Source organism: Mycobacterium sp. NBC_00419 (genome assembly GCF_036023875.1).
Taxonomy (GTDB): domain Bacteria; phylum Actinomycetota; class Actinomycetes; order Mycobacteriales; family Mycobacteriaceae; genus Mycobacterium.
Window position 1 is genome coordinate 4,584,423 of sequence record NZ_CP107931.1, and the last position, 23,888, is coordinate 4,608,310.

23 protein-coding genes are annotated in these 23,888 nt (G+C 67.0%); 21 read left to right on the top strand and 2 right to left on the bottom strand.

Annotated elements, in window-relative coordinates; genetic code table 11:
* Positions 1 to 15: 15 nt before the first annotated feature.
* Positions 16 to 1,530 (top strand): Asp-tRNA(Asn)/Glu-tRNA(Gln) amidotransferase subunit GatB, encoded by a 1,515-nt coding sequence (gatB, locus tag OG976_RS21970; RefSeq protein ID WP_328353583.1) that lies wholly within the window; start codon positions 16 to 18, stop codon positions 1,528 to 1,530.
* On the opposite strand, the gene OG976_RS21975 is transcribed toward gatB, so the two are convergent.
* Positions 1,527 to 2,102, bottom strand: coding sequence for an HAD family hydrolase (locus OG976_RS21975; protein ID WP_328353586.1), 576 nt, complete (start codon positions 2,100 to 2,102; stop codon positions 1,527 to 1,529). The two genes, gatB and OG976_RS21975, sit on opposite strands and share 4 nt — an antisense overlap.
* A 215-nt stretch (positions 2,103 to 2,317) precedes the next feature.
* Between OG976_RS21975 and OG976_RS21980 the strand changes: the two genes are divergently transcribed.
* The 8 genes from OG976_RS21980 to OG976_RS22015 are packed head-to-tail and all read left to right on the top strand — an operon-like array spanning position 2,318 to position 10,522.
* Complete coding sequence (locus OG976_RS21980) at positions 2,318 to 3,082, top strand: hypothetical protein (protein WP_328353589.1); 765 nt, start codon at positions 2,318 to 2,320, stop codon at positions 3,080 to 3,082.
* On the top strand, positions 3,079 to 4,299 hold the full coding sequence (locus tag OG976_RS21985; RefSeq protein ID WP_328353592.1) for an adenosylhomocysteinase: 1,221 nt from the start codon (positions 3,079 to 3,081) through the stop codon (positions 4,297 to 4,299). Before OG976_RS21980 ends, OG976_RS21985 begins: the two co-directional genes overlap by 4 nt.
* On the top strand, positions 4,296 to 5,933 hold the full coding sequence (locus OG976_RS21990; RefSeq protein WP_328353595.1) for an ABC transporter ATP-binding protein: 1,638 nt from the start codon (positions 4,296 to 4,298) through the stop codon (positions 5,931 to 5,933). The genes OG976_RS21985 and OG976_RS21990 overlap by 4 nt, the downstream gene beginning before the upstream one ends.
* Positions 5,934 to 5,976: 43 nt before the next feature.
* A complete protein-coding gene (locus OG976_RS21995) occupies positions 5,977 to 6,537 on the top strand; it encodes an ECF transporter S component (protein ID WP_328353598.1) in 561 nt (186 codons plus the stop codon).
* Positions 6,537 to 7,352 (top strand): energy-coupling factor transporter transmembrane component T family protein, encoded by an 816-nt coding sequence (locus OG976_RS22000; protein ID WP_328353601.1) that lies wholly within the window; start codon positions 6,537 to 6,539, stop codon positions 7,350 to 7,352. Before OG976_RS21995 ends, OG976_RS22000 begins: the two co-directional genes overlap by 1 nt.
* The gene (locus OG976_RS22005; protein WP_328353604.1) at positions 7,349 to 8,614 is read left to right on the top strand and encodes an amidohydrolase family protein; all 1,266 of its coding nucleotides are present in this window, start codon (positions 7,349 to 7,351) and stop codon (positions 8,612 to 8,614) included. Before OG976_RS22000 ends, OG976_RS22005 begins: the two co-directional genes overlap by 4 nt.
* 55 nt (positions 8,615 to 8,669) lie before the next feature.
* Positions 8,670 to 9,320: a response regulator transcription factor gene (locus tag OG976_RS22010; protein ID WP_328353607.1), complete on the top strand. Its 651-nt coding sequence runs from the start codon at positions 8,670 to 8,672 to the stop codon at positions 9,318 to 9,320.
* Positions 9,317 to 10,522 (top strand): GAF domain-containing sensor histidine kinase, encoded by a 1,206-nt coding sequence (locus OG976_RS22015; RefSeq protein WP_328353610.1) that lies wholly within the window; start codon positions 9,317 to 9,319, stop codon positions 10,520 to 10,522. Before OG976_RS22010 ends, OG976_RS22015 begins: the two co-directional genes overlap by 4 nt.
* A gap of 72 nt (positions 10,523 to 10,594) precedes the next feature.
* Here the strand turns inward: OG976_RS22015 and OG976_RS22020 are convergent, their stop codons facing one another.
* Positions 10,595 to 11,656, bottom strand: coding sequence for an AraC family transcriptional regulator (locus OG976_RS22020; protein WP_328353613.1), 1,062 nt, complete (start codon positions 11,654 to 11,656; stop codon positions 10,595 to 10,597).
* A gap of 229 nt (positions 11,657 to 11,885) precedes the next feature.
* Between OG976_RS22020 and OG976_RS22025 the strand changes: the two genes are divergently transcribed.
* The 12 genes from OG976_RS22025 (at position 11,886) to OG976_RS22080 (ending at position 23,844) form a co-directional block, all read left to right on the top strand.
* Entirely contained in the window at positions 11,886 to 12,422 is a 537-nt protein-coding gene (locus OG976_RS22025) for a DUF1641 domain-containing protein (protein ID WP_328353616.1), read from the top strand.
* Between the two features lie 98 nt (positions 12,423 to 12,520).
* On the top strand, positions 12,521 to 13,492 hold the full coding sequence (locus tag OG976_RS22030) for a hydrogenase (RefSeq protein WP_059020942.1): 972 nt from the start codon (positions 12,521 to 12,523) through the stop codon (positions 13,490 to 13,492).
* A 48-nt stretch (positions 13,493 to 13,540) separates the two neighbouring features.
* Entirely contained in the window at positions 13,541 to 15,148 is a 1,608-nt protein-coding gene (locus OG976_RS22035) for a nickel-dependent hydrogenase large subunit (protein WP_328353623.1), read from the top strand.
* 71 nt (positions 15,149 to 15,219) lie between these two features.
* Positions 15,220 to 16,011 (top strand): hydrogenase maturation protease, encoded by a 792-nt coding sequence (locus OG976_RS22040; protein WP_328353626.1) that lies wholly within the window; start codon positions 15,220 to 15,222, stop codon positions 16,009 to 16,011.
* A 21-nt stretch (positions 16,012 to 16,032) separates the two neighbouring features.
* Complete coding sequence (locus OG976_RS22045) at positions 16,033 to 16,284, top strand: hypothetical protein (RefSeq protein WP_328353629.1); 252 nt, start codon at positions 16,033 to 16,035, stop codon at positions 16,282 to 16,284.
* A gap of 49 nt (positions 16,285 to 16,333) precedes the next feature.
* Positions 16,334 to 17,566 carry a hypothetical protein gene (locus tag OG976_RS22050; protein ID WP_328353632.1) on the top strand — a complete coding sequence of 411 codons (1,233 nt, stop codon included), beginning with the start codon at positions 16,334 to 16,336 and terminating at the stop codon, positions 17,564 to 17,566.
* A 3-nt stretch (positions 17,567 to 17,569) separates the two neighbouring features.
* Positions 17,570 to 18,457: a NifU family protein gene (locus OG976_RS22055; protein ID WP_328353634.1), complete on the top strand. Its 888-nt coding sequence runs from the start codon at positions 17,570 to 17,572 to the stop codon at positions 18,455 to 18,457.
* Positions 18,454 to 19,665, top strand: a complete 1,212-nt coding sequence (locus OG976_RS22060) for an NHL repeat-containing protein (protein WP_328353637.1) — start codon at positions 18,454 to 18,456, stop codon at positions 19,663 to 19,665. Before OG976_RS22055 ends, OG976_RS22060 begins: the two co-directional genes overlap by 4 nt.
* A gap of 28 nt (positions 19,666 to 19,693) precedes the next feature.
* Positions 19,694 to 20,530, top strand: coding sequence for a hypothetical protein (locus OG976_RS22065; RefSeq protein ID WP_328353640.1), 837 nt, complete (start codon positions 19,694 to 19,696; stop codon positions 20,528 to 20,530).
* Positions 20,527 to 21,744 (top strand): cytochrome P450, encoded by a 1,218-nt coding sequence (locus tag OG976_RS22070; RefSeq protein ID WP_328353642.1) that lies wholly within the window; start codon positions 20,527 to 20,529, stop codon positions 21,742 to 21,744. Before OG976_RS22065 ends, OG976_RS22070 begins: the two co-directional genes overlap by 4 nt.
* 94 nt (positions 21,745 to 21,838) lie before the next feature.
* Positions 21,839 to 23,155 (top strand): phenylacetate--CoA ligase family protein, encoded by a 1,317-nt coding sequence (locus OG976_RS22075; protein ID WP_328353645.1) that lies wholly within the window; start codon positions 21,839 to 21,841, stop codon positions 23,153 to 23,155.
* Complete coding sequence (locus OG976_RS22080; protein WP_328353648.1) at positions 23,152 to 23,844, top strand: hypothetical protein; 693 nt, start codon at positions 23,152 to 23,154, stop codon at positions 23,842 to 23,844. Before OG976_RS22075 ends, OG976_RS22080 begins: the two co-directional genes overlap by 4 nt.
* Positions 23,845 to 23,888 lie beyond the last annotated feature (44 nt).

A 23,888-nucleotide genomic window follows, 5' to 3' on the forward strand; every position in this document is an offset into this window, starting at 1 on the left:
ACTAGGATCGATGCCATGACGATCACTGCCAACGCCGAACTGATGGACTACGACGAGGTCGTGGCCCGGTTCGACCCGGTGCTCGGTCTGGAGGTGCACGTCGAGCTGTCGACGGCCACCAAGATGTTCTGCGCCTGCTCGACGACGTTCGGCGCCGAGCCCAACACCCAGGTCTGCCCGGTGTGTCTAGGTCTGCCCGGGGCGCTGCCGGTGCTCAACTCCGCGGCCGTCGAGTCGGCCATCCGCATCGGGTTGGCGCTGAACTGCCAGATCGCCCCGTGGTGCCGGTTCGCGCGCAAGAACTACTTCTATCCCGACCAGCCGAAGAACTACCAGATCTCGCAGTACGACGAGCCGATCGCGTTCGACGGCTACCTCGACGTTCCGCTGGATGACGGCAGCACCTTCCGGATCCCGATCGAGCGTGCCCATATGGAGGAGGACACCGGCAAGCTGACCCACGTGGGCAGCGACACCGGCCGCATCCACGGTGCGACCACCTCGCTACTGGACGTCAACCGGGCCGGGGTGCCGCTCATCGAGATCGTCACCAAGCCGATCGAGGGCGCCGGGGATCGCGCGCCGGAGGTGGCCCGTGCCTATGTGACCGCGCTGCGGGACCTGCTGCGCGGGTTGGACGTCTCCGACGTCCGGATGGACCAGGGCTCGCTGCGCTGCGACGCCAACATCTCGCTGCGCCCGATCGGCCAGGCCGAGTTCGGCACCCGCACCGAAACCAAGAACGTCAACTCCCTCAAGAGCGTCGAGGTCGCCGTCCGCTACGAAATGCGCCGCCAGGCAGCCATTCTCGCGTCCGGCGGCCGGATCCACCAGGAGACCCGGCACTTTCACGAGGACGGCTACACCTCGCCGGGCCGCGACAAGGAGACCGCAGAGGACTACCGCTACTTCCCGGAGCCCGACCTGGAACCGGTGGCGCCGAGCGACGAGCTGGTGCAGCGGCTGCGCGGGACCATCCCGGAGCTTCCGTGGTTGTCGCGCAAGCGAATTCAGCAGGAATGGGGCGTCTCCGACGAGGTGATGCGCGACCTGGTGAACGCCGGTGCGGTGGACCTGGTGGCGGCCACTGTCGAGCAGGGAGCCTCCAGTGAGGCCGCTCGCGCCTGGTGGGGGAACTTCCTGGTGCAGAAAGCCAACGAGGCGGGCGTCGAACTCGACGCCGTCGGCATCACCCCGGCCCAGGTCGCCAAGGTGGTGGCACTGGTCGACGAGGGCAAGCTGTCGAACAAGCTGGCCCGTCAGGTCGTCGAGGGTGTGCTGGCCGGGGAGGGTGAGCCCGAGCAGGTGATGGCCGGTCGTGGCCTGGCCATGGTGCGCGACGACTCACTGATCCAGGCCGCCGTCGACGAAGCACTCGCGGCCAACCCCGATGTGGCCGAGAAGATCCGCGGCGGCAAGGTCCAGGCCGCCGGTGCGATCGTCGGCGCGGTGATGAAGGCCACCAAGGGGCAGGCGGATGCGGCGCGCGTGCGTGAATTGGTCATGGCCGCTTGCGGCCAGGCGGGTTAGGCGCTGCGTCGGCTGCGGTTGATCCACCAGCGCTCGTGTAGGCGCCGGCAGCGTTCGGCCGACAACGGATCCGGCCAGTTGTGCCGGTCGAGCACCTCGGCCGCACCGATGAAGTCGTGGTCGCGAAGCTGCTCGGTCAAGACCACCACCGTCGCCAGCCCGGCAGCCTGCGCGGTGTGAAACCCGGTCGCTGAATGCTCGAACGCCAGCACTTGGGCCGCGGCGAGGCCGAGTTCGGACAGCATCCGGTGGTAGGCCTCCGGGTCGGGCTTGGGGCGCAGTACGTCGTCTCCCGTGATCAGTACTTCGACGACGCCGTCACCGATCAGCTCGCGCACCAGGGGCTCGATCCGGTCGCGGCCGCCCGCTGCGGTGACCGCGATCCGGATATCGGCGCAGTGCAGGCTCCAGATCAGATCCCGGAACATATGGGCATCGCGCTCGCTGGCGCCGACGGGGGCATCGAAGTCGAAGACCACTGCCTCGAGCACCGGCACGTCGGCGTGCGCGCAGCGCGCCCGATCCCACCAGAATGAGGAACTCCGGGGGAGAGTATCCAGAGTTGCGACCACGTGCGCAGTATGAACCCGCACGCCCGGCAGTGGCATCCCCCGATCAGGGGATCGAGCGGGTGCTGAGCGCTGTCGGCTCCGCAGCCCGCAGCGGCCCACGAGGCCGGTCCGGGCGGCGCCAGGAGCCGACGTTGAGTTCATCTTGAATCAAAGGATTGGCTGTCCGGTGCGCCTTCGCTACTAGTTGACGGTTGCCTGAAAGCGCAACTACGCCAATGACACACGACTCTCCTTCGAAGTATCCCAACCCTGATCGACGTCAGAGACCACGGTCACACCTGATCGTCGACGCCTCCGTCGACCCCGCAACGCGCGCGGCCATCGGCGCGCGGCTCGGATCGTTCGACGAGCCGTCGACGGGGGAGACGCTGGTGATCGATCGCGACACGTTCGACTCGTCCCGGCTGCTCGCTGAGCTCGGGGTGGGGGCCTGGTCGGAACTCGTGCTGCGGTCGTTGGCACGAGAAACAAACCTGTTGCTGCCCAGTACGCGGTTTCTGGTGATCGGGACCGGTCCGCTGAGTGAGCGGCTCGTCAGCGCGTTGTCCCGGATCGGCGGTTACGTCGAACTGACCTCGGACGATCCGGTCGCCCTCGTGCTCGCTGCACGGCGGTCCCCGATACGCGCCCGACTGTACGACGGTGCGCCCGCGGTGCCCGCTGACGTGGATGTGGCCATCGTCGCAGGAGTTGACCACCCGCCACTGACGCCGGAGCTGCTCCAGGCCGCTGATCACCCGCTTGTCGTCGTCGACGCGACACTGCCGAACGCCGGCCTGTGGTCTGAGCAGCCGACGGTGGCGACGGTGCGAAACCTGCGCCAACTCTCCGGCCCCCGGCCCGTCTTCGTGGTTCCGGCGCCGACGGCCGACCAACTCGACACCGCCACCGCCGAGAGTCGGGCGGACTTCGCGGTGCTGCTGGCAAGCCTCGGTGCCCCCGCCGCCGAGGCCACGCTGGCGACCAGGCTGCTGCGATGACCGCCGGCACGATCACCGATCCCGGGTTGTGGCGCAGCGGTCAGGACAAGATCGACTGGGCCAAACAGTTCATGCCGGTCACCGCGGCCCTCGGTACGCAGTTCCGCACGGCAGGCATCGTCGACGGCGTCCGGATCGGGCTGAGCCTGGTGCTCGAACCGAAGACCGCCAACCTGGCTCTCGTACTGGCAGAGGCCGGGGCGGACGTGACGGTGTTCTGCGAGGGCGCGAGCACCCGGGACGATGTCGCGGCCGCACTGTTCCGCTCGGGTATCGCCGTCTTTGCCCGCAGTGATGCCGACCACGCCACCGATCATGCGCTGGCGCTGGGATTCCTGGATCGCCGGCACCGCATCCTCGTCGACGACGGCGCGCACCTCATCGAATTGGCACATGCCGAACGCGGGCAGGTCCTCCAGGACGTGCTGGCCGCCTCCGAAGAGACCACGAGCGGCCTGTGGGCCGTTCGTGCGATGGAAGAAGCTCAGACGCTTCGGATTCCGGTGATCGCGGCCAACGACGCGAAGTGCAAGACATTGTTCGACAACGGTTATGGCACCGGACAGTCGTGCGTGTTGACCATCCAGGACCTGCTCGACGAACCCCTCGCCGGCAAGTCGGTGGTGGTGGCGGGATACGGGCACGTGGGCAGGGGCGTCGCCCGGGCGGCCAGCGCGCTGGGTGGCGTCGTCACCGTCACCGAGGTCGACCCGGTCGCAGCCCTGGAGGCTCTGTATGCGGGCTTCGGCGTCGCGCCGCTGGTCGACGCGGTGGCGGGCGCCGACCTCGTCATCTCGGCGACCGGTATCGCTCGGACGGTAGCGCTCGAGCATCTCCTCGTGCTCCGGCGGGGTGCGGCGGTTGCGGTCGCAGGTGGTGTGCAGGACGAGATCGCCGTCGCCGACGCGCTCGGTTCCGGTGCCACCCGCAGGGCGCTCGGCGAACGAATCGACGCCCTCGTGTTGCCGAACGGCAACGAGGTAGTGATCCTCGACGACGGATCGTGCATCAATTGCACTGCGGGGGAGGGTAATCCGATCGAGATCATGGATCTGTCGTTCGGGATCCAACTCTCGGCCGTCGAGTACATCGCCCGGCACGGCGCCGAACTCGGCCCCGGCCTGCACGCCCTGCCCGCCTCAGCCGATCACCGAGTGGCCGAGCTCAAACTGGCCAGTCGCGGGGTCCGCATCGACAACGACGGGTCGCGGCGATGACACCACTGCTCGAGCTGAACCGCGTCAGCGTGACCTACGCCGCGGGAAGCCAACCCGCGGTCACCGACATCGACCTTCGCGTGGACGAAGGTGAGCTGGTTCTTCTGGCGGGCCCGTCCGGTTGCGGCAAGAGCACCGTGATGCGGGTGATTAACGGACTGGTGCCGCATGCCTATCGCGCCGCCGTCAGCGGCTCGGTGACCCTGGCGGGCCGGGACGCGAAACAACTTAAGATAAAAGACATCTCGGAATCGGTCGGAACGCTGTTGCAGAATCCCGGCCGCCAGGTTGTGGGCCAGACGGTCCTGGCCGACCTCGCGTTCGGCCTGGAGAACCGGGGCAGGCCGGCGAGTGAAATTCACGATCGTATCCATCGGACTGCCGAGCGACTCGGCATCACCGAATCCCTGCTGGCCGCGAACTCTCACGAATTGTCTGGCGGCCAGCTACAACTCGTGGCCTTCGCAGGTGTCCTGGTGATGGACCCTCGGCTCATCATCGTCGACGAACCACTGGCGAACCTGGACACCGAGGCCGCCGACAGGGTTCTGCGGGCGCTGCGCGACTACGTCGATGCCGGTGGGTCAGCGATCGTCATCGAACATCGCCTCGACCATGTCGTGCCGATTGCACCGGACAACGTCGTGTATCTGGACCGGGGCACCATCACCTACTCCGGTGGGCTGGACGGCTTCCTGTCGTCGGCGGATCCGGCCGCGGTGAAACTACCGTTCGATACGTTGCGCGCCCGCGCCGATATCCTGGCCGCCCAACCCTCGCCCGCGCCGCGCGCCGTGACGGGTTCACGGCTGCGCTATTCGAATGCCGATATCGGTTATGACACAAGCACAGTCGTAGCCGACGCTAACCTCGATCTGCTTGCCGGTCAGCGCGTCGCCATCCTGGGCCGCAACGGGGCGGGCAAGTCGACGCTGCTGCGTGCCGCAGTCGGCCTGGCGGACGTCACCGCCGGTAGCATCGAGCTCGAGCAGCGGCCGGTGCAGAGCTACTCGGCTAAAGAGCTCGCTGCGTTGTGCGGCTACCTTTTCCAGAATCCGACCCAGGCCCTGTTCGCCGGCACTGTCGCCGAGGAGTTGGCATTCGGGCCGCGAAACCTCGGTGTCGACCCGGGCGAGATCGAGGGCATCGGTCTGCGTGCGCTGCAGGCTGTCGGCCTCGTCGACGAACCCGATGTGATGACGCGGGTGCCTAGGACCCTGTCGTTCGGGCAGCAACGCCGACTGGCCCTTGCGCTTGCTCTCACGCTGAGCCCGAAGTGCCTGATCCTCGACGAGCCGACCGCGGGCCAGGACGAGGCGTCAGCTTCGCATTTCCTGGACTCGATCCTGGAGCTTCCCGGTGTGGACAGCGTCTACTGCATCACCCACGATGTCGATCTGGCGCTGTGGCGTTGCGACCGGGTGATCGTCGTCGACGGCGGCAAGGTCATCGCCGACGGCTCCTCCCATGACGTCCTCCACGACACGTCCCTGTGGGACACCGGCTCGGGTGATCCTGGCCGAGCGGTGTTGCAGGAGACCGACTTTGTTCGCGCCGCACGAGCGGCAACCACGGGCGAGCGATGTATCCCGTCGCCGAATGACCTTGCCCGACAACTCAGCGCGGTCCCCTGACCACTGAATCCAGCCCGTCACCCACACCAACAGAAGAGGAATCATGACCATCAACAGCGCAGCACCCGCCAAGCCCTGGACCGTGACGTCCCGAACCATCGTGTTCGGTGCGGTCGGCGCCGCCCTGTACGGGGCCCTGGGCGTCTTCAGCTTCATCGTTCCCGGAACCGCCAACGTGGCCCTCCGTCCGGCACTGGCGATCATCCCGTTCGTCGGGCTTCGATTCGGTCCTGTCGCCGGGTTCTTCACCGGGCTCGTCGGCAACGCGATCGTCGATCAGATTCAGGGGTTCGGCTTCTTGACCTATTGGAACTGGAGCCTGGCCAACGGCCTGGTCGGTCTGATCGCGGGGCTGTTGGCCTACTACACCCGCGAACCCGAGAAGGAGTCGCGCCGGATCGTCCGGGTCGAGGTGATCGTCGCCGTCGCTGTGATCCTCGGTCTGCTGTTCACGATCACTGACATCTTCCTCGGCAACACGCTGGTCTACTGGTTCACCGCGGCCTACCTGCCTGCCCTGCTCAGCAGCGGTCTGGCGTCACTGGTACTCGTTCCGGTCCTCGACAAAGCCTGGCAGCCCCTGGCCAACCGTGCCGGTCGCTGATGGAGGCCCCGCGCTACCTTGCGGGAAACTCGTTTCTCGGCCGGCGTGATCCGCGCGTCCTGATCCTGGTACCCGCGCTCACGGTGCTCATCGTCGCGCAGATCCAGGACCTGCGGCTGATGGCCGTCGCCGTCGTCCTGGCACTCGGGTACTACGTTGCGGCGCGGATACCGTTCCACGAGGTCCGGGCCAACTGGGGTTTCGTCGCGGTCTTCGTGTTGTTGCTGGCCGGGGCGAACGGATTGATCGTCGGCGCACAGCAGTACCGCGACGGAGTCACGACGCTGTTCACCATCCCGGTCATCAATCTGTCCGTGACGACCGCCTCGGTGGCCTACACCGTCACAATGTTGTTGCGATTCATGGCAATAGCGGCGACCGGGTTCCCGCTGGCGTTCGCCGTGCGGCCCGGGGACCTGGCCGTTGCCTTCGCCCGACTCGGGGTGCCCGACCGCTTCGCCTACGGTCTCGATCTGACGTTCCGCTTCATCCCGACAGTCTCGGCGAACCTGCGCGAAACAGTTTCTGCGCAACGACTCCGAGGTTACGAGGTGGCCCAGACGCGTAATCCGGTGCGGCGCCTCAACCAGATGCGCCCTGTGCTGGTACCGGTGACGGTCAGCGCATTCGTCGACGCGGAGGACGTTGCCGACGCGCTCGATCTGCGCGGATTCGGAACCGCGCCGCGTACCTGGTTGCGCACCTTGAGATTCAACGCCGCCGATTGGGCTGTGCTCGTATTCGTCCTGGTGCTGGCGATCGGTGCGACGGTGGCGTCCCTGACCGGCCGGATGCCCGGGTTGTGGACCGGATGAGTTCTGGGCATATCAGGCTGCACACCGCACCGTGGTTGTTCGCGGGCACCGGTGTGGTTGTCCGCCGCGGCGCCGTCGCCGTCGACGGCGGCACCATCGTGGAGGTGGGCCCACTGGACGATGTGCGGCGCCTGCTTCCGGCGGCGACGGTGGTGGAGTGGCCCGGTGTGTTGATCCCCGGGTTGGTCAACGCCCACACCCATCTGCAGTACAGCGGGATGGCCGACCTCGGCAAGGTCAAGTACGACTCCTTCGAAACGTGGTCGGAGGCCTTCGAGGAGGAGTACCTGCGCCGCTCGGACTGGCGCGAGGGCGCATACGCCGGCGCGCAGCTGCTCCTGGCGAACGGGACGACGGCGGCGGGTGATGTGGTCACGCACGTCGAGGCCCTGGATGCGCTGCACACCGCGGGAGTGCACGGCATCGCTTATTGGGAGGTGATGGCCTGGCACGAAGCCGACTGGTTCGACCACGGCCGGGATCAGGTGATCGAGGTGTTGCGACACGGCGAGGTGCACCAGGTGGGTTTGTCACCGCACGCGCCGTATTCGTTGGACACCGAGGTGTTGCGCGACCTGGGGCTTCTGGCACGCCAGTACGGGTTGCGAACCCACGTCCATCTGGCCGAATCGGCATTCGAACACGACTTCGTCGCCACCGGATCGGGGCCGCTTGCCGAGCAGTGGCGGGACTGGGGATTCGCCGAGTTCGCCCTGCTGCGCCAAGGCGGATCCGCACGCCGCCCGGTGCAGTACGCGGAGGATCTGGGTGTTCTGGGGCCGGGCACCCACATCGCCCACGGCGTGTACGTCGACGCTGAGGACAGGGCACGGTTGCGGCAGACATCCACCGTCGTGGCGCTGTGCCCTCGGTCCAACGCCGTCATCGGCCTGGACGAACCACCGGTCGCGGCCTATCTGCGGGAGGGCAACGCGATCGCGGTCGGTACCGATTCGTTGGCGTCGAGCCCGTCACTGGACGTGCTCGACGATCTCGCTGAGCTGCACCGAATCGCCAGGGCGCAGGGCTACGCGGGCGACGATCTCCATGCCCGCCTGCTCGAGGCGGCCACCGCCGGGGGTGCCGGCGCGCTGGGGATGGCCGACCGGTTCGGCACTCTGGAACCCGGCCGACTCGCCGACTTCACGATCCTGGGCATCGACGCGCACACCGGCGCCGACGCCCTGGCCGAAATCGTGGAAAGCGGTGCGGGCAAGACGATTGCGACGGTCATCGGAGGTGAGACCCGCTTCTCCCGGTGACGCACTGTCGCTAATCCTCGAGATTTCCCCGACCCGACACCGCTACGGTGATGCCATGACGGTGCGGGTGGTGCTCGTCGATGACCACGAAATGGTCATCGAGGGTCTCAAGGCGATGCTCACGCCGTTCGCCGAACGGGTCGCGGTGGTCGGCGAGGCAGTCGGTGCGGAGAAGGCGATGGCGGTGATCGCCGAGCTGCATCCCGACATCGTGCTCTGCGATGTCCGCATGCAGGGCGCCAGCGGCCTGGACCTCTGCCGCGAGATCCGCGAGCGCGACCCCGGGCAGAAGGTGATCCTGCTGTCGGTCTACGACGACGAGCAGTATCTGTTCCAGGCCATGCGGGTGGGTGCCTCTGGCTATTTGCTCAAGGGCATCAGCAGCGACGAACTGGTGCGCCAGCTCGAGGGTGTGCACGCCGGGTCGACGGCCATCGACGCCGGCCTGGCCGCCCGTGCCGCCGAGACGGCGGCCCGGCTGCAGAGCGACCAGTTCTGGCCCGGCGCACGCCACGGCCTGACCCAGCGGGAAAGTGAGATCCTCTCGCTGGTGGTGACGGGACTGTCCAACCGCGGTATCGCCTCCAAGCTGGTGATCGGCGAGGAGACCGTCAAAACCCATCTCAGCTCCATCTACCGCAAGTTCGGCGTCAGCGATCGAACCAGTGCCGCGGCAACAGCGTTGCGCGAGGGCATCTTTCAATGAACACCCCCCGCGGCGTGAGCCCGCACGCGATGCACAGCCTGGTCGATGCCGACCGCGAGGTGGCCCTGCTGCTCGACATCATCGCCGCGACGTCCTCGGGTCCCGGGGTTGAACCAATGGCCGCGGCGGTGGCCCAGATGATCACGGCGGCAACGGCTTCCGACGTCTGTTTCGTGCACGTGCTCGACGACACCGACCGCTCGCTGACGCTGGCCGGTGCCACCCCGCCGTTCGACGAGCAAGTGGGACTGGTTCGGCTGCCCCTGGGTTCGGGGGTCTCGGGCTGGGTGGCCAGCCATCGTGAGCCGGTGGTGATCGTCAGCGACAAGGAGGCCGATCCGCGCTACGTGCCGATCGCGGCCCTGCGCGGCAAGGACTTCACCTCGATGGCGTCGGTGCCGATGGAAACCGAGCCGGGCGGCCTCGTCGGGGTGCTCAACGTGCACAACATCGAGCGTCGCGACTTCACCCCGCGTGATATCGAGCTGCTGCTGATCATCGGCAGGCTCATCGCCGGTGCGCTGCACCAGGCCCGGCTGCACCGCCAGCTATCCGCCCGCGAACGCGCACACGAGAACTTCGCGGAGCAGGTGATCGCCGCCCAGGAAAGCGAGCGCCGCCGGCTGGCCGGCGATATCCACGACGGCATCTCCCAGCGGCTCGTCGGCCTGAGCTACCGACTCGATGCCGCCGCGCGCGCCGTCGACGACGGCGACCAGCCGGCTGCCGCCGAGCAACTGGAAAAGGCCCGGGATCTGGTCGATCTCACCTTGGCCGAGGCGCGCTCGGCGATCAGCGGTCTGCGCCCGCCGGTGCTCGACGATCTCGGCCTGGTCGGTGGGCTGGCGAGCCTGGCCGCCTCCATCCCGGAGGTGGACCTGGAGTTGCACCTGGCCGACGAGCGGCTGCCCGAGCACATCGAGGTGGCGGTGTATCGCATTGCCCAGGAATGCTTCCAGAACGTCGTCAAGCATTCCCGGGCGCTGGTCGCCACCGTCACGTTCACCGTCGCCGACGGGGTGGCCCGGCTCGAGGTCGTCGACAACGGGGTGGGGTTCGAGGCCGGGCCGGTGTCGTCCTCCGGCGGCTACGGCATGTTGTCGATGGCCGAGCGTGCCGAATTGGTCGGCGGCTCGGTGAAGGTACGGTCGCGCCCCGGCGCGGGCACCACCGTGACGGTGAGCATTCCGGTCGACGGCTAGCGCCGAGATCGACGAAATGGCGCGATCCTCTCGCACTTTCGCGCCCGTTTGTGGGTTTGGGCGAGAACGGGGCTAGCGGCGCAGCGTCTCCGAAGGTGCTTCGCCCCAACGCTTTCGGTATTCGACGGCGAAACTGCCGAGGTGGTTGAAACCCCACCGCTCGGCGACCTGGGTCACCGTCACGCCGTCGGCGGGGATGGCGTCGGTGAGTTCCTCGTGCACCCGCTCGAGCCGGCGCTCCCGCACATAGGTCATCGGCGTCATGCCCAGCTCCTCGCGAAAGCCCTGCTGGATGGATCGCACGCTCATGTGCACGGCCTTGGCCACGGCTTCCATCGTGATGCGTTCGGCGAGATGGTCCTCGATGAAGTTCATGGCGTTCTGCACCACCGCGCGGCGCTGATCCGGCGGGGCCGGGGCGAGGAACTCGGCATAGTAATTCGACGGCTGCAGGTGCAGCAGGCTGCTGATGACGAACTCCTCGACGGCGCCGATACCCTGCCCGCGCTGGATCAGTGAGCCCTCGTGGAACACCTCGGTGTGGATCAACTGCACGGCGGCGTGCCAGCGCATGGCGGCCTCGGTGGCCATGTCGAATTCGGGTTCGAAGATCAGCGGGCGGTCCATGCCGCGGCCGAGCAGCCGGGTCAGATGTGCGGCCAGGGCCCGCTCCTCGATGCGGACGATCAGCTGTGGCGAGTCGTGGTCGAACGCCATCCGCAGCGATGCGCCGGGACTGCTGACCACCGAGCAGATTGTGTTGGCCTCGAAGGTCTTTCCGCGATGCTCGGCGAGCGCACGCCCGTTCATCGGCATGTGCACCGCGTAGTGCGGGCCCAGCATGGGGATGTCGACCGCCGCCGCGACGTGCAGGTCGAGATAGAGCAGGCTGACGTTGCGCAGCCGCACCCCGTGCATGGTGGCGGCGAAACCCGGGATTTCGTCGGGACCGACCGTCAGATTCAGCGGCCCCAACGTCTTGGCGATGAGCCTCGCCGCCGACTTCACGTCCTCGGTGTAGAAGATCTCATTGTTTGCCAGCGCCGGTGGCACACCCCGCGACCGGACCTTGCGGCGGACCGGGTTGCTGGTGCGCCGGACGTCGATGTAGCCCAGTCTGGTGAGCCGCGACATCAACGCCCGCCGTGCTCTGAATCCCGAGGCAGGTCGGCCGACACAAATTTGCTTGCATTCGGCACGTCCAGCCCCCTAAACATCGGCGTCGCTTCAACGCGGTCAATTCTTCGCAATCCTGACAGCCACTGCGCGAAAGCGATAGGCACAACAGTCCCATAGGTCTACTTTTGTGATTGAAGCCACACCTGCCGTAGGTGTGCCGTGGGTGGCTCTCCAGGAGGTTTGCATGACGGCTAACGGTCAGGCAGTGGCGGTCACCCCCGCGGATTCGGTTCGGGACCGGTTGGACGACCCCAGGGTCGCCGAGGCCCTCAACACCCTGCTTGATCATGCCGATGTGCTTGCTGTGCTGGTCAGCGGCTTGGACGGTCTGGTCCGGCGCGGCGACACGATCACCGAGAGTGTTTCCTCGGCGGTCTCCGAGTTCCGCGGCGCCTCGGTGGCCGCCGGAATCCCCGGCGCAGCGGCGTTCAAGGGTGTCGACCTGCAAAGCCTGGCCACCAGCCTGGCCACCCTGTCCGGCTCGGTCGTCGGCGCGACGCCCGCGCTGAACACCCTGCTGACCTCCAAGCTCACCGACCCGCAGACCGCGCAGCTGCTCGCCTCGGTGGGCGACGCACTGGTCGACGGAAAGGCCGGCGCCGCCAACCCGCCGAAGGGTCTCTACGGCCTGTACAAGGCCACCAAGGATCCCGACATCGCCCGCGGCCTTGGCTTCCTGCTCGCGGTCGCCAAGTCCTTCGGCCGCCGAGTGGGTCAGTAGTGACCTCGTCGCCCGCCGCCTGTTCGTCCACCGCTCGATCTGTCGTTCATCAGCCCGCGTCGGCCTCGCCCTAGGTCGTCCTTTGAGAGGAGTTCTGCATGGCTTCCGTTCTGTGGTTTCAGGGAGGGGCATGTAGTGGCAACACCATGTCGTTTCTCAACGCCGAGGAACCCAACGTCGTCGACCTCATCGTCGACTTCGGGCTGGACCTGATCTGGCATCCGTCGCTGGGGCTCGAACTGGGCAAGAACGCCCAGAAGGTGTTCTGGGACTGCGCCAAAGGCGACCGTCCGCTGGACATCTTCGTCTTCGAGGGCACCGTCATCGAGGCGCCCAACGGCACCGGCCGGATGGACATGTTCGCCGACCGCCCGATGAAGGACTGGGTGACCGATCTGGCCGGCGCGGCCCAGATTGTGGTGGCCATCGGTGACTGCGCCTGCTGGGGCGGCATTCCCGCGATGGAGCCCAACCCGTCGGCGTCGACCGGTCTGCAGTTCCACAAGCGCGACAAGGGTGGATTCCTCGGACCCGACTTCCGCTCCAAGATGGGTCTGCCCGTCATCAACATCCCCGGCTGCCCGGCGCACCCGGACTGGATCACCCAGATCATCGTGGCGCTGGCCACCGGACGTGCCGGCGACATCGCCCTGGACGAACTGCACCGGCCCGAGACGTTCTTCAAGACGTTCACCCAAACCGGTTGCACCCGTGTCCAATTCTTCGAATACAAGCAGTCGACCATGTCGTTCGGCGAAGGCACCCGCACCGGCTGCCTGTTCTACGAGTTCGGCTGCCGCGGTCCGATGACCCACTCGCCGTGCAACCGCATCCTGTGGAACCGGCAGTCGTCCAAGACGCGTGCCGGTATGCCGTGCCTGGGCTGCACCGAGCCGGAATTCCCACACTTCGACCTGGCTCCGGGAACGCTGTTCAAGACCCAGAAGGTCGGCGGGGTGATCCCCAAGGAAGTGCCGGAGGGATCCGACCACCTCACCTACATGGCTCACGCCGCAGCCGCTCGTATCGCGGCCCCGCAGTGGTCCAAAGAGGACATGTTCGTCGTCTAACACCACCCCGAAAACTTCTTGCGCTCAACCCTTTTGGAGGAACTGCACATGACCGCACTTGACCTGTACGTCAGCCCGCTGGGACGGGTCGAGGGTGACCTCGACGTCCGCGTCACCATCGAGGACGGGGTCGTCACGTCGGCTTGGACCGAGGCCGCGATGTTCCGCGGCTTCGAGATCATCCTCCGGGGCAAGGACCCACAGGCCGGCCTCGTCGTCTGTCCGCGTATCTGCGGGATCTGCGGCGGCAGCCACCTGTACAAGTCCGCCTACGCCCTGGACACCGCCTGGCGCACCCACATGCCGGCCAACGCCACCCTGATCCGCAACATCGCTCAGGCCTGCGAGACCCTGCAATCGATTCCGCGCTACTTCTACGCGCTGTTCGCCATTGACCTGACCAACAAGAACTACGCCAAATCCAAGCTGTACGACGAGGCCGTCCGTCGCTTTGCGCCCTATGTCGGCACCAGCTACCAGAAGGGTGTGGTGCTGTCCAACAAGCCGGTTGAGGTCTACGCCATCTTCGGCGGGCAGTGGCCGCACTCCAGCTTCATGGTGCCCGGTGGGGTGATGTGCGCACCGACGCTGTCGGACGTGACGCGCTCGATCGCGATTCTCGAGCACTGGAAGGACAATTGGCTCGAGGGCGCGTGGCTGGGCTGCAGCATCGACCGCTGGCTGGAGAACAAGACCTGGGAAGATGTGCTGGCCTGGGTGGACGAGAACGAGTCGCACTACAATAGCGACTGCGGTTTCTTCATCCGCTACTGCCTCGACATCGGCCTGGACAAGTACGGCCAGGGGGTGGGCAACTACATCGCCACCGGCACCTACTTCGACCCGACGCTGTATGAGAACCCCACCATCGAGGGCCGCAACGCGGCATTGATCGGCCGCGGTGGCATCTACGCACAGGGCCAGTGGCACGAGTTCGATCAGGCCAACGTCCGCGAGGACACCAGCCACTCCTTCTATCAGGGCAGCAAGCCGCTGCACCCGTTCGAAGGCGAGACCCTCCCGATCGACCCCGAAGAGGGCAGGAAACAAGGCAAGTACAGCTGGGCGAAGTCACCGCGCTACGCCGTCGGCGACCTCGGCACCATCCCACTGGAGGCCGGACCGCTGGCCCGCCGGATGGCTGCGGGCGGCCCCAATGCCGCGCCGCACCAGGACAACGACCCGTTGTTCGTCGACATCCTGAGCAAGATCGGGCCCAGCGTGCTGACCCGGCAGCTGGCCCGCATGCACGAGGGCCCGAAGTACTACAAGTGGGTCAAGGGCTGGCTGGACCAGCTCGACCTCAAGGAGAGCTTCTACACCAAGCCCACCGAGTACGCCGAGGGCAAGGGCTTCGGCTCCACCGAGGCTGCCCGTGGCTCGCTGAGCGACTGGATTGTCATCGAGGACAACAAGATCAAGAACTACCAGGTCGTCACACCGACCGCGTGGAACATCGGCCCGCGCGACGGCAACGACGTGCTGGGCCCGATCGAGAAGGCACTCGTCGGCTCGCCGATCGTCGATGCCGAGGACCCGGTGGAACTCGGTCACGTGGCCCGCAGCTTCGACTCGTGTCTGGTCTGCACCGTCCACGCCTACGACGGCAAGACCGGCAAGGAGCTCTCGAAGTTCGTCATCAACGGAATGGTGTGATCCCGGCGGCCGAGCCCGGGTCACCCGAATCCCGCAGCGACCCAGGCGGTGTCGATATCCACCCCCCTCCTATGGACATCGAGCCGCCTGGGTGTGCAGTGCTCGTCGTCGGTTGCGGCAACCTGCTGCGCGGCGATGACGGCGTCGGACCGGTTCTGGTTCGGCACCTGTGGGAGCGCGGCGTCCCGACCGACGCCAAGCTGGTCGACGGTGGGACGGCCGGCATGGACGTCGCCTTCCAGATGCGCGGCGCACAGCGGGTGGTGATCATCGACGCGTCGGCAACCGGGGCCGCCCCCGGGACCATCTACCGGGTGCCCGGTACGGAACTGGACGACATGCCGCCGCTGCAGGGTCTGCACACTCATTCGTTCCGGTGGGACCACGCCATCCCGTTCGCCCGGTGGGCGCTGGGGGAGGCCTGCCCGACCGACATCACCGTGTTCCTGATCGAGGCGGCCAATGTCGCCCTGGGCACCGACCTCTCCGAGCCGGTGCTGGCCGCGATGGAAGAGGTCATCGCCGTGGTGGAGCGCGATTTCTTCGCCCCGCTGCGGCCCGAGGTGCAGGCCGAGCCCACCGTGGAGTTCACCGCCGACGGGTATCTGCGGCTGGATGCCGCGTTGGCGGCCAGCCGGTTTCCGTCCGACGCCGTGGCAGCGGTGTTGCGCGACGACGACCTGTGGCTGATCCCGCTGCGGGGGCCGCGCAGTGGCGGCCTGTTGCTCAAACAGCGCACCCCCGCCGGCGACCGGGCCGTCCTGGTCCGCGAGGTTCTCGAGGACCGTATCCCGGCGGGCGTTCGTGAGGCATTCTGGGACGATGCACACAAGGCGCTGCGGATTCCCCTGGATCGGCGCTGAAGGTCCAGGGTTGTGATGGTGATGTGCGAGCAACCGCCGGTTCGCCCCAAGACCCGAGTCCCCGAGGTCACCTCGACCGACGAAGCGCTCGATGTCCAGACCGTCGTGGTCGAGGAGCGCGGCCGCTGGGCCGTGGAGATCGTGGTGGTGTTCGCCGACGGGGTAGTGCGCAAGCGTATCGACACCCACAGCACGAAGGCCCGCGCGGAACTGTCCGCCAACTTGATCAGACGCGCCGCCGAGCGCGATATCCGTGGACCCCTCAACGGATGACGAAAGGGATGCCTTGACCCCCGTATCGACCAACGTATCGACCCATCTCGTGGATCCGACTGTGCTTGCCGCGCGGCCACAGCCGCTCGGTGCGTTCCCGCTTCCGTTGGGCTACATGCTGATTCCCGCCTCCCCGGATACCGAGGAGGCACGGGAAGCGCTGCTGGCGGGGCAGCTGCCCACCCAGTGGCCGCCGGTGCTGCGGGCCCACGAGCTGGCCCTTGCCGGTGACCGCGATGGCGCTCTGGCTGCCCTGACCGGTGACGACCCGGTGAGCCGGTACAACCGGTTCGTCATGGATTCCGACGCCGAGGACGCCGACGAGTTGCGTTCGGCGCTCGGCGAATTCGGGGTGCTCGTCGACGTGGTGCTGTTCTCGCTCGGGCGCACCGACACCCCGCCGGAGCTGGGGGGTGCCACCGCGGAGCTCGCCGCGCTGGTGCTCTCGGCGCAGGCCAGCAAGGCGTTCAACGAGCGGGCCGAGATACTGGCCACCGGGCTGCTGGACCAGGCGGTCGACGAGGCCACCGGAGTCTCGCGGCCGCTGTGCGGCGTGCTGCTCGGCGCGGCGGCGTCGATCGCTGCGCACAGCAACAACCCCGACGCCTATCGGCGGTTCGAGACGGCGCTGGCGGCGCTCGACGGGGCCGACGGTCTGCGCGTGGCCCGCGCGGAGCTGCACCTCAACGTCGCCGGACTGCTGCACGAGCAGGCCCAGGAACGCCCTGATCTACTCAATGCCGCGATACCGCACTACCATTCGGCGCTACAGCTGGTGCTTCGCGAGGAGGCGCCGCTGCTGTGGGCCTCTGCGCACGCCAACCTGGCCACGGCGTATCTGACGATGCCGATGACGGAGGCCTCCGGGCAGCTTCGGCTCGGTGTCGCCGCGCAGTCGCTGCGCTCGGCGCTCAAGGTGTACACCCGCGAGGAGTACCCGGAACAGTGGGCCAGCGTGCAGCTCAACCTGGCCAATTCGCTGGTGTACACGCCCTCCAAGCACCAGGCCGACAACCTCGTCGAGGCCGTCGAGTTGTACGAGGCGGTGCTCGAGGCGCGCGACCGCGACACCGACCCGCTGGGCCGGGCGCGGGTGTTGGCGAACCAGGGCAATGTGCTGGCCCATCTTGGCGTGTTCGACCAGGCGAAAGCCAAGCTGTACGAGGCGAGGTTCATCTTCGAGGAGTTCGGCGACCACGACGCGATGCGCACCGTGCGCGGTGTGCTCGACGAAGTAGCCCGGCACACCGCGCTGAACCGGACCGACACCGAGCAGGAGTAATACATGTCGACGACCACCGAGCGTGCCGTCAGCGAGCCGACTTTCGAGGAGCTGGCCAAACGCGTCGATGATGCGGTGGCGGCACTGGCCGGCCTGGAGCCGGCGGCCCGCGCGGTGGCCGAGGAGCTCAAGGCCGCTGTCGAGGCGATCCACCGCGCCGGGCTGGTGACGATAGTGCGCCGGATGCGCGCCGACGAGCCCGCCCGCGAGGCGCTGTTCGATCTCGTCGACGACCCCACCGTGCACCTGCTGCTGTCGCTGCACGGGATCGTGCGCCCCGACCCGATCACCCATGCCAACCAGGTGCTGGCCACGGTGCGGCCGCAGCTGCACAGCCACGGCGGCGACGTGAACCTGGTGCGGGTGGAGGACGGTACCGCGTTCGTGCGTCTGGAGGGGGCGTGCAACGGGTGCTCGATGTCGTCGGTGACGCTGCGAAATCTGGTGGAAGAGGCTCTGGTACAAGGTGTTCCGTCGATCAGCGCCGTCGAGGTGCTGCCGAATGAACCCTCGCCGACGTTGATTCCGGTGGAGGCCCTGCTGATCGGACGGGACCCGGCCGCGGAGGGATGGGTGAAGGTCGGGCCGGCCACCGATCTGCCGGTCGACGACCTGACGGTGCTGACACTGACCGCCGCCGGTGCGGATACGCCGGTGATTGTCGTCAATGCCGGCCAGCGGCTGACGGCCTACCGCAACGAATGCGCGCACGAGGCGCTGCCGCTGGACAACGCGGTGCTCGACCTCACCACCAACACGCTGACCTGTCCCTGGCACGGCTTCTGCTACGACGCGACCTCGGGGGAGTGCCTCAGTGCCCCCGGCGCCCAACTCGAGCAGCTTCCGTTGCGGGTCGACGACGGTGACGTCTGGGTCCGCGTCGGCGGATGAGCCGCTATACCGTTCGGCACAACAACCCGGCCGATGGTCGCTGGCCCGGCAGCTCCGGTGGATTGGGCACCAAGCCTGACGTAGCCCCCGCAGTCGACCTCTCCGGCGGCTGGTCCCCGGCCTTGTGGCTCGGCGCCCCGGCACCCGGTGGCCTGGCGTTGCCGCCCGCGAAGCCGTCGATGGCGTGGATGTACTCACCGCGCGCGGTGTTCATCGGTGAGCAGCATCTTGTGGTGGCCGACTCCGGTAACCACCGGGTGCTGATCTGGCACGAGATGCCCTGCCGCGACGAGCAACCGGCCGACGTCGTCCTCGGTCAGCCTGACGGGGAATCCGAGGGCCACGGCGCGGGTGGCCGCGGCCCCGAGCGGGGGATGAACCTGCCCACCGGGGTTCTGGTGCATGAGGGCAGGCTGGTCGTCGCCGACGCCTGGCACCACCGAATCCTGGTGTGGAACACCGTGCCCGAGACCAGTGACGTGGCACCGGATGTGATTCTCGGTCAGCCCGATGCGTCGTCGGTGTTGGAGAACCGAGGCGGTGAGTGCTCGGCGTCGAGCTTGTACTGGCCCTTCGGGATCGCGATCGTCGGCTCGACGTTCTGGGTTGCCGATACCGGCAACCGGCGGGTCATGGGGTGGCGCAACGGGATTCCCGAGCCGGGGCAGCCGGCCGACGTCGTACTCGGCCAGCCCGATGCCAGCGCCCGCGAGGAGAACCGTGGTGGCCCCGCGGGACCGGCCAGTTTCCGCTGGCCGCACGACATCACCGGCCACGACGAGCTTCTGTTGATCGCCGACGCCGGTGACCACCGCGTGCTGGGATGGTCCCCGCCGCCGCAGGCCGACCGTGACGCCGACATGGTGCTGGGGCAGCCGGATTTCGCCGAGTCCGGCGAGTGGCCGTACGGCCCGCACACCAATGACCGGTTCCGGTTCCCGTACGCGGCGTGTCTTGATACCGGGAGGTTGGCCGTTGCCGATACCGCCAACAATCGGATCCTGTTGTGGGACGGCGTGCCCGTCGACGGTCGCGGCGCCGATCACGTCCTGGCCCAGCATGATTTCGGATCCAATGGCGAGAACCGCTGGACCTCGGTGCAGCGCGACACCCTGTGCTGGCCCTACGGGCTGTCCCTGCGCGGTGACATGTTGGCGGTGGCGGACTCGGGCAACAACCGGGTGATGCTCTGGAGGCGGGACCGATGAGCGCTTGCGCGAAGAGCAGAAGGCAGCGGTGAGACCCCGGATCGTGCAGGCCGACGACCAGATTGGCTTCTACTGGGCGACCCCGTCGGGCACCGCGACCACATTGCAGGCCCTGGTGGCTGACGACGACGAACCTGACCGTCTGATCGCCACCCACCTGGAGGCGCTCGATGACGCGCTGATCATCGCCGCCAAGCGATTCGGTGAGGTCCTGGGCGGTGGCCGCGGCCCCGCCAGTTCCGACGAGCGCGACGACCTTCTGCAATTGCACCGCACCCTGGACCGGTTGTGCTTCGAATATGCTGCGGCGCTGGAGAAGACCGGGCACAGTGCCGATGTCCGGGCCGGCAAGATCGTCGGCACCGCGGCACTGTTCTCCATCCGCGCCCGCCAGCCGCTGGGACTGCTGGGACCCGCGCCCTTCGACGGTGAACTCGACGACCCGTCGCTCGGGGTGATCGGCGGCTTCGGGGAGTTCCACCAGGTCGACCCGGACAAGCCGTGGAAGGGTGGCCGGTGGTTAGTGCGAACCGAAGCGGGCCAGCGGTTTCCGCTGACGCTGTCGATGCTGTTGTTCGACAGCTCCGGAGTCAACAAGGAGGCCGCCCGCAAGGAGCACCGCGACGCACTCCAGGCAGTGGTGGCCTCGGCGCGTTCGGTGGATGCCGATCCGCTGGCGGTGACGTGCGCGGTCGACTGGTTGCTCTATGACTGGCTGATGGCACACCGTGAGGACCCCGACAGCGCCGAGATCGTCTTCCCGAAAGGCCACGAGGACGACGCGGCGCTGATCGTCTCCGCGGCAGCGGCTTCGGTTGTTTCCCGGGCGACATTCGACCCCGGTCTGGTAGGCCTTAACGCATGACGGCTCTTCTTCTCGACCCCGCCGAGTTCTTCGGGACCGCCGCGATCCAGGATCCGTACCCGCTCTACAACCGGTTGCGCGAGGCCGGACCGGTGCACCGGGTCGGCGATTCCGGCTTCTACCTGGTGTGCGATTGGGAGGCGATCACCGAGGTCGTCACACGGACCGAGGACTTCTCGTCCAATCTGACCGCGACGATGACCTACACCGCCGACGGCGGGGTGGCACCGTTCACCATGGACAAGGTCGGCGGCCCGACCCACATCCTGGTGACCGCTGACGACCCGATCCACGCCGCCCACCGCAAGCTGGTGCTGTCCCAGTTCACCGCGAAGCGGGTGCGCGCCTTCGAGCCGCTGATCGTCGAGATCTTCGACACGCTGTGGGAGCGGAGCCTGGACTCCGGACACGTCGAATGGATGGAGTCGGTGGCCAATCGGCTGCCGATGATGATCGTCGCCCGGATGATCGGCGTGCCCGACGAGGACGCCGACCAGCTGGCTCAGTGGGGGTATGCCTCGACCCAGCTGCTGGACGGGTTGATGTCCGCTGAGGAGCTCGCCGACTCGATGTCGGCGATCACCGATCTGAGCTCCTACATCCTCGAGCAGCTGGCTCGGGCGACGGCCGATCCGCGCGACGATCTGATCGGGGACCTGGCCAAGGCGTGCGCCGACGGGCGGATCGATCAGTTCACTGCCCAGCTGATCCTGGTCTCGCTGTTCAGCGCCGGCGGCGAGTCGACCGCGTCACTGCTGGGCACCGCGGTCGGCTTCCTGGCGACCAACCCCGATCTGCAGACCCGGCTGCGTGCGCATCCCGAACTGATGGGCGCCTTCGTCGAGGAGACGTTGCGGATGGAGCCGCCGTTCCGTGCCCACTACCGACACGTGCTGCGCGATACCGAACTGGCCGGTGTCGCGGTGCCCGCCGGTTCCCGGGTGCTGCTGGTGTGGGGTGCCGCCAACCGCGACCCGGAACATTTCGAGGATCCCGACGAGTTCCGGTTGGACCGGCCGAACACCAAGGGCCACATGAGTTTCGGCAAGGGTGCGCATTTCTGCCTGGGTGCGCCGCTGGCCCGGCTGGAAGCCATGACGGTACTGCCGAAACTGTTCGAGCGGACGTCGTGGTTCCAGGCCGCCGATGTCGGACCGTGGCTGCCCAGCGTTCTGGCGCGCCGATACGAGTATCTGGAACTGGCCGTCGACTAGGACCGCAACTCTCCTCCGCCGGAGTGGTAGCGTTCCCCGCCGATGCATCACATTTACGCTGTAATGTGATGCGAATGATAGTAGGCGGAGGATCATGAGCACAAAGGCCGAAGCTCACGACGATCGGTTCTTCGAGCCGTCGATCGAGACAGCCAGTCGTGACGAACTCACCGCTCTGCAGGAGCGTCGGATTCTGGAACTCGTGCCGTACGCGTGGGAGCGCTCCGCGTTCTACCGCGAGGTCTGGTCGGCCGTTGGCCTCGATCCCGCGTCGGTCCGTACGATCGATGACTTCGTGACGAAGGTGCCGACTATCTGCAAGGACGACCTTAGGGCGTTCCGGGCCAGGACCGGCGATCCCTTCGCCGGGCTGTTGTGCGTCGATCAAGCCGAGTTGACGTCGATCACCTCCACCTCCGGCAGTACGGGCACCCCCGAACCAATACCGGAGATCTGGTCCATCGCAGCGCCACTGCCCACAATCTCCGCGCGGGACCTGTGGTGTCTGGGCCTTCGCCCGGGCGACCGAGTCCTGATTCCGGCGGGCACGTTTCGAAACTACTTTGACTCGTTCTTCCAGATGCTCGGTGTAGTACCGGTTTTCATCGATGGATGGATCGGCAGGGGCGAAGAGGTACTCAAGGCGATCAAGCAGTACGACATCAGGTACCTGCAGCTCTTCTTGCCGACCGTGCTCGAGTGGGAGAAGCTCGAGGACAAGTACGACATGCGGGACATGCTCTCGTCGCTTAAGGGTGCCGCATTCGCAGGCATGCCGCTCGGCAAGGCGCAGACCGCCAAGGTGCGTGATGAATGGGGACTCAACCTGTTCACCTACACGAGCGCAGGCGACACCGGCACCGCATGGGAGGGCGTTGAGCACGACGGCTACCAACTGTGGGAGGACACCGTGTTCGCCGAGACGCTTGATCCGGTGACAGGGACGCCCGTCGGAGACAACCAATTAGGGGAACTCGTCTCGACCGACCTTGACAACATGGCGGCGCCCTACATCCGTTTTCGGACCGGTGACCTCGTTCGGCTCAATCGCGATCCCGCGCCGAGCGGTCGAACGCACGCCAGGATGTGGATCGCCGGGCGCAGTGGTGACGAGATGTCCGTTGCGGGCAAAGCGCTTCTGCTCTCCGATGTGTGGGAACGTGTGGAGTCGGTGCCGGAGTTCTCAGACGCGATGTTTCAGGTCGTCTACGACGGACCGGCGTCGAGACTGCACATCCGGCTTGGGTACTCGCCCCAGAGCACTCGTGACGTGGACGAGCTCCGCACCCGGGCCACCCGGGTCCTGGCGGAGGGTCTCGGAGTGCCGATCGACGCAGAAATGATCGACGTCGACTCACTGCTTGCAGCCAGCAAGAGCGTCGCCAAGTTCGCCAGGAAGGTGAAGGCATGAGCAGAGCGACGATGACGGCGCGAGCCGGCCAGTTGCCGAGGGCGCCGATCTACGGCATCGCACGGTACGAATACGGCTCAGAGCAGTTCGACTTCGAAATCGGCTGGCCGGAATTCGAGCGTGACACCGCGTGGGCGCTGGAGCGGCTGACCGCAGCGGGCCTCGGTGCCGGCGATATAGCGATCGTGACCGCTGCCGCATGCGAACTTCCCTGGTTTTCGCCGATCGTGCGTGCCATGAAGGCTCTTCGCATCACCTATCTGCCCGCTGAGGTGTATCCGTTCGATGCCGGTCGGTCAGCGGCGTTTCTACAGCAGTTCCCGGTGAAGGCCTTTGTCGGTTTGGGAGCCGATACGGTTGCCGGCTGGACCGAGAAGGGCTTGTCGCCACGAGACTTACTCGGCGGCGTGGAGTCCGTGTGGGCGCGTCCGTCGGCAATCGCCCTGCTGTCGGATGTCGTGGCGCCGATCGCGCCCGTCTTCGCATGCGGCCCGGCACTTGCGATGGGTTCACCGGGAGAACCGAACGCTGCGGTGAATGAAGCGGAGTGGCGCATTGATGAGGAGGGCGGTCTGCTCTACGTGTCCAACACCGCCGACCGTGCCGCCACCTTCGACCGGGTACCGACGGGGTTGCATGGTCATGTCACTGAGGTCGACGGCCGGTTGCTCGTGGAGCTGACCTACTAGCCCGGAGCCAACCTGACCGAAGGCGGACCGTCGGTGTCCCCCTT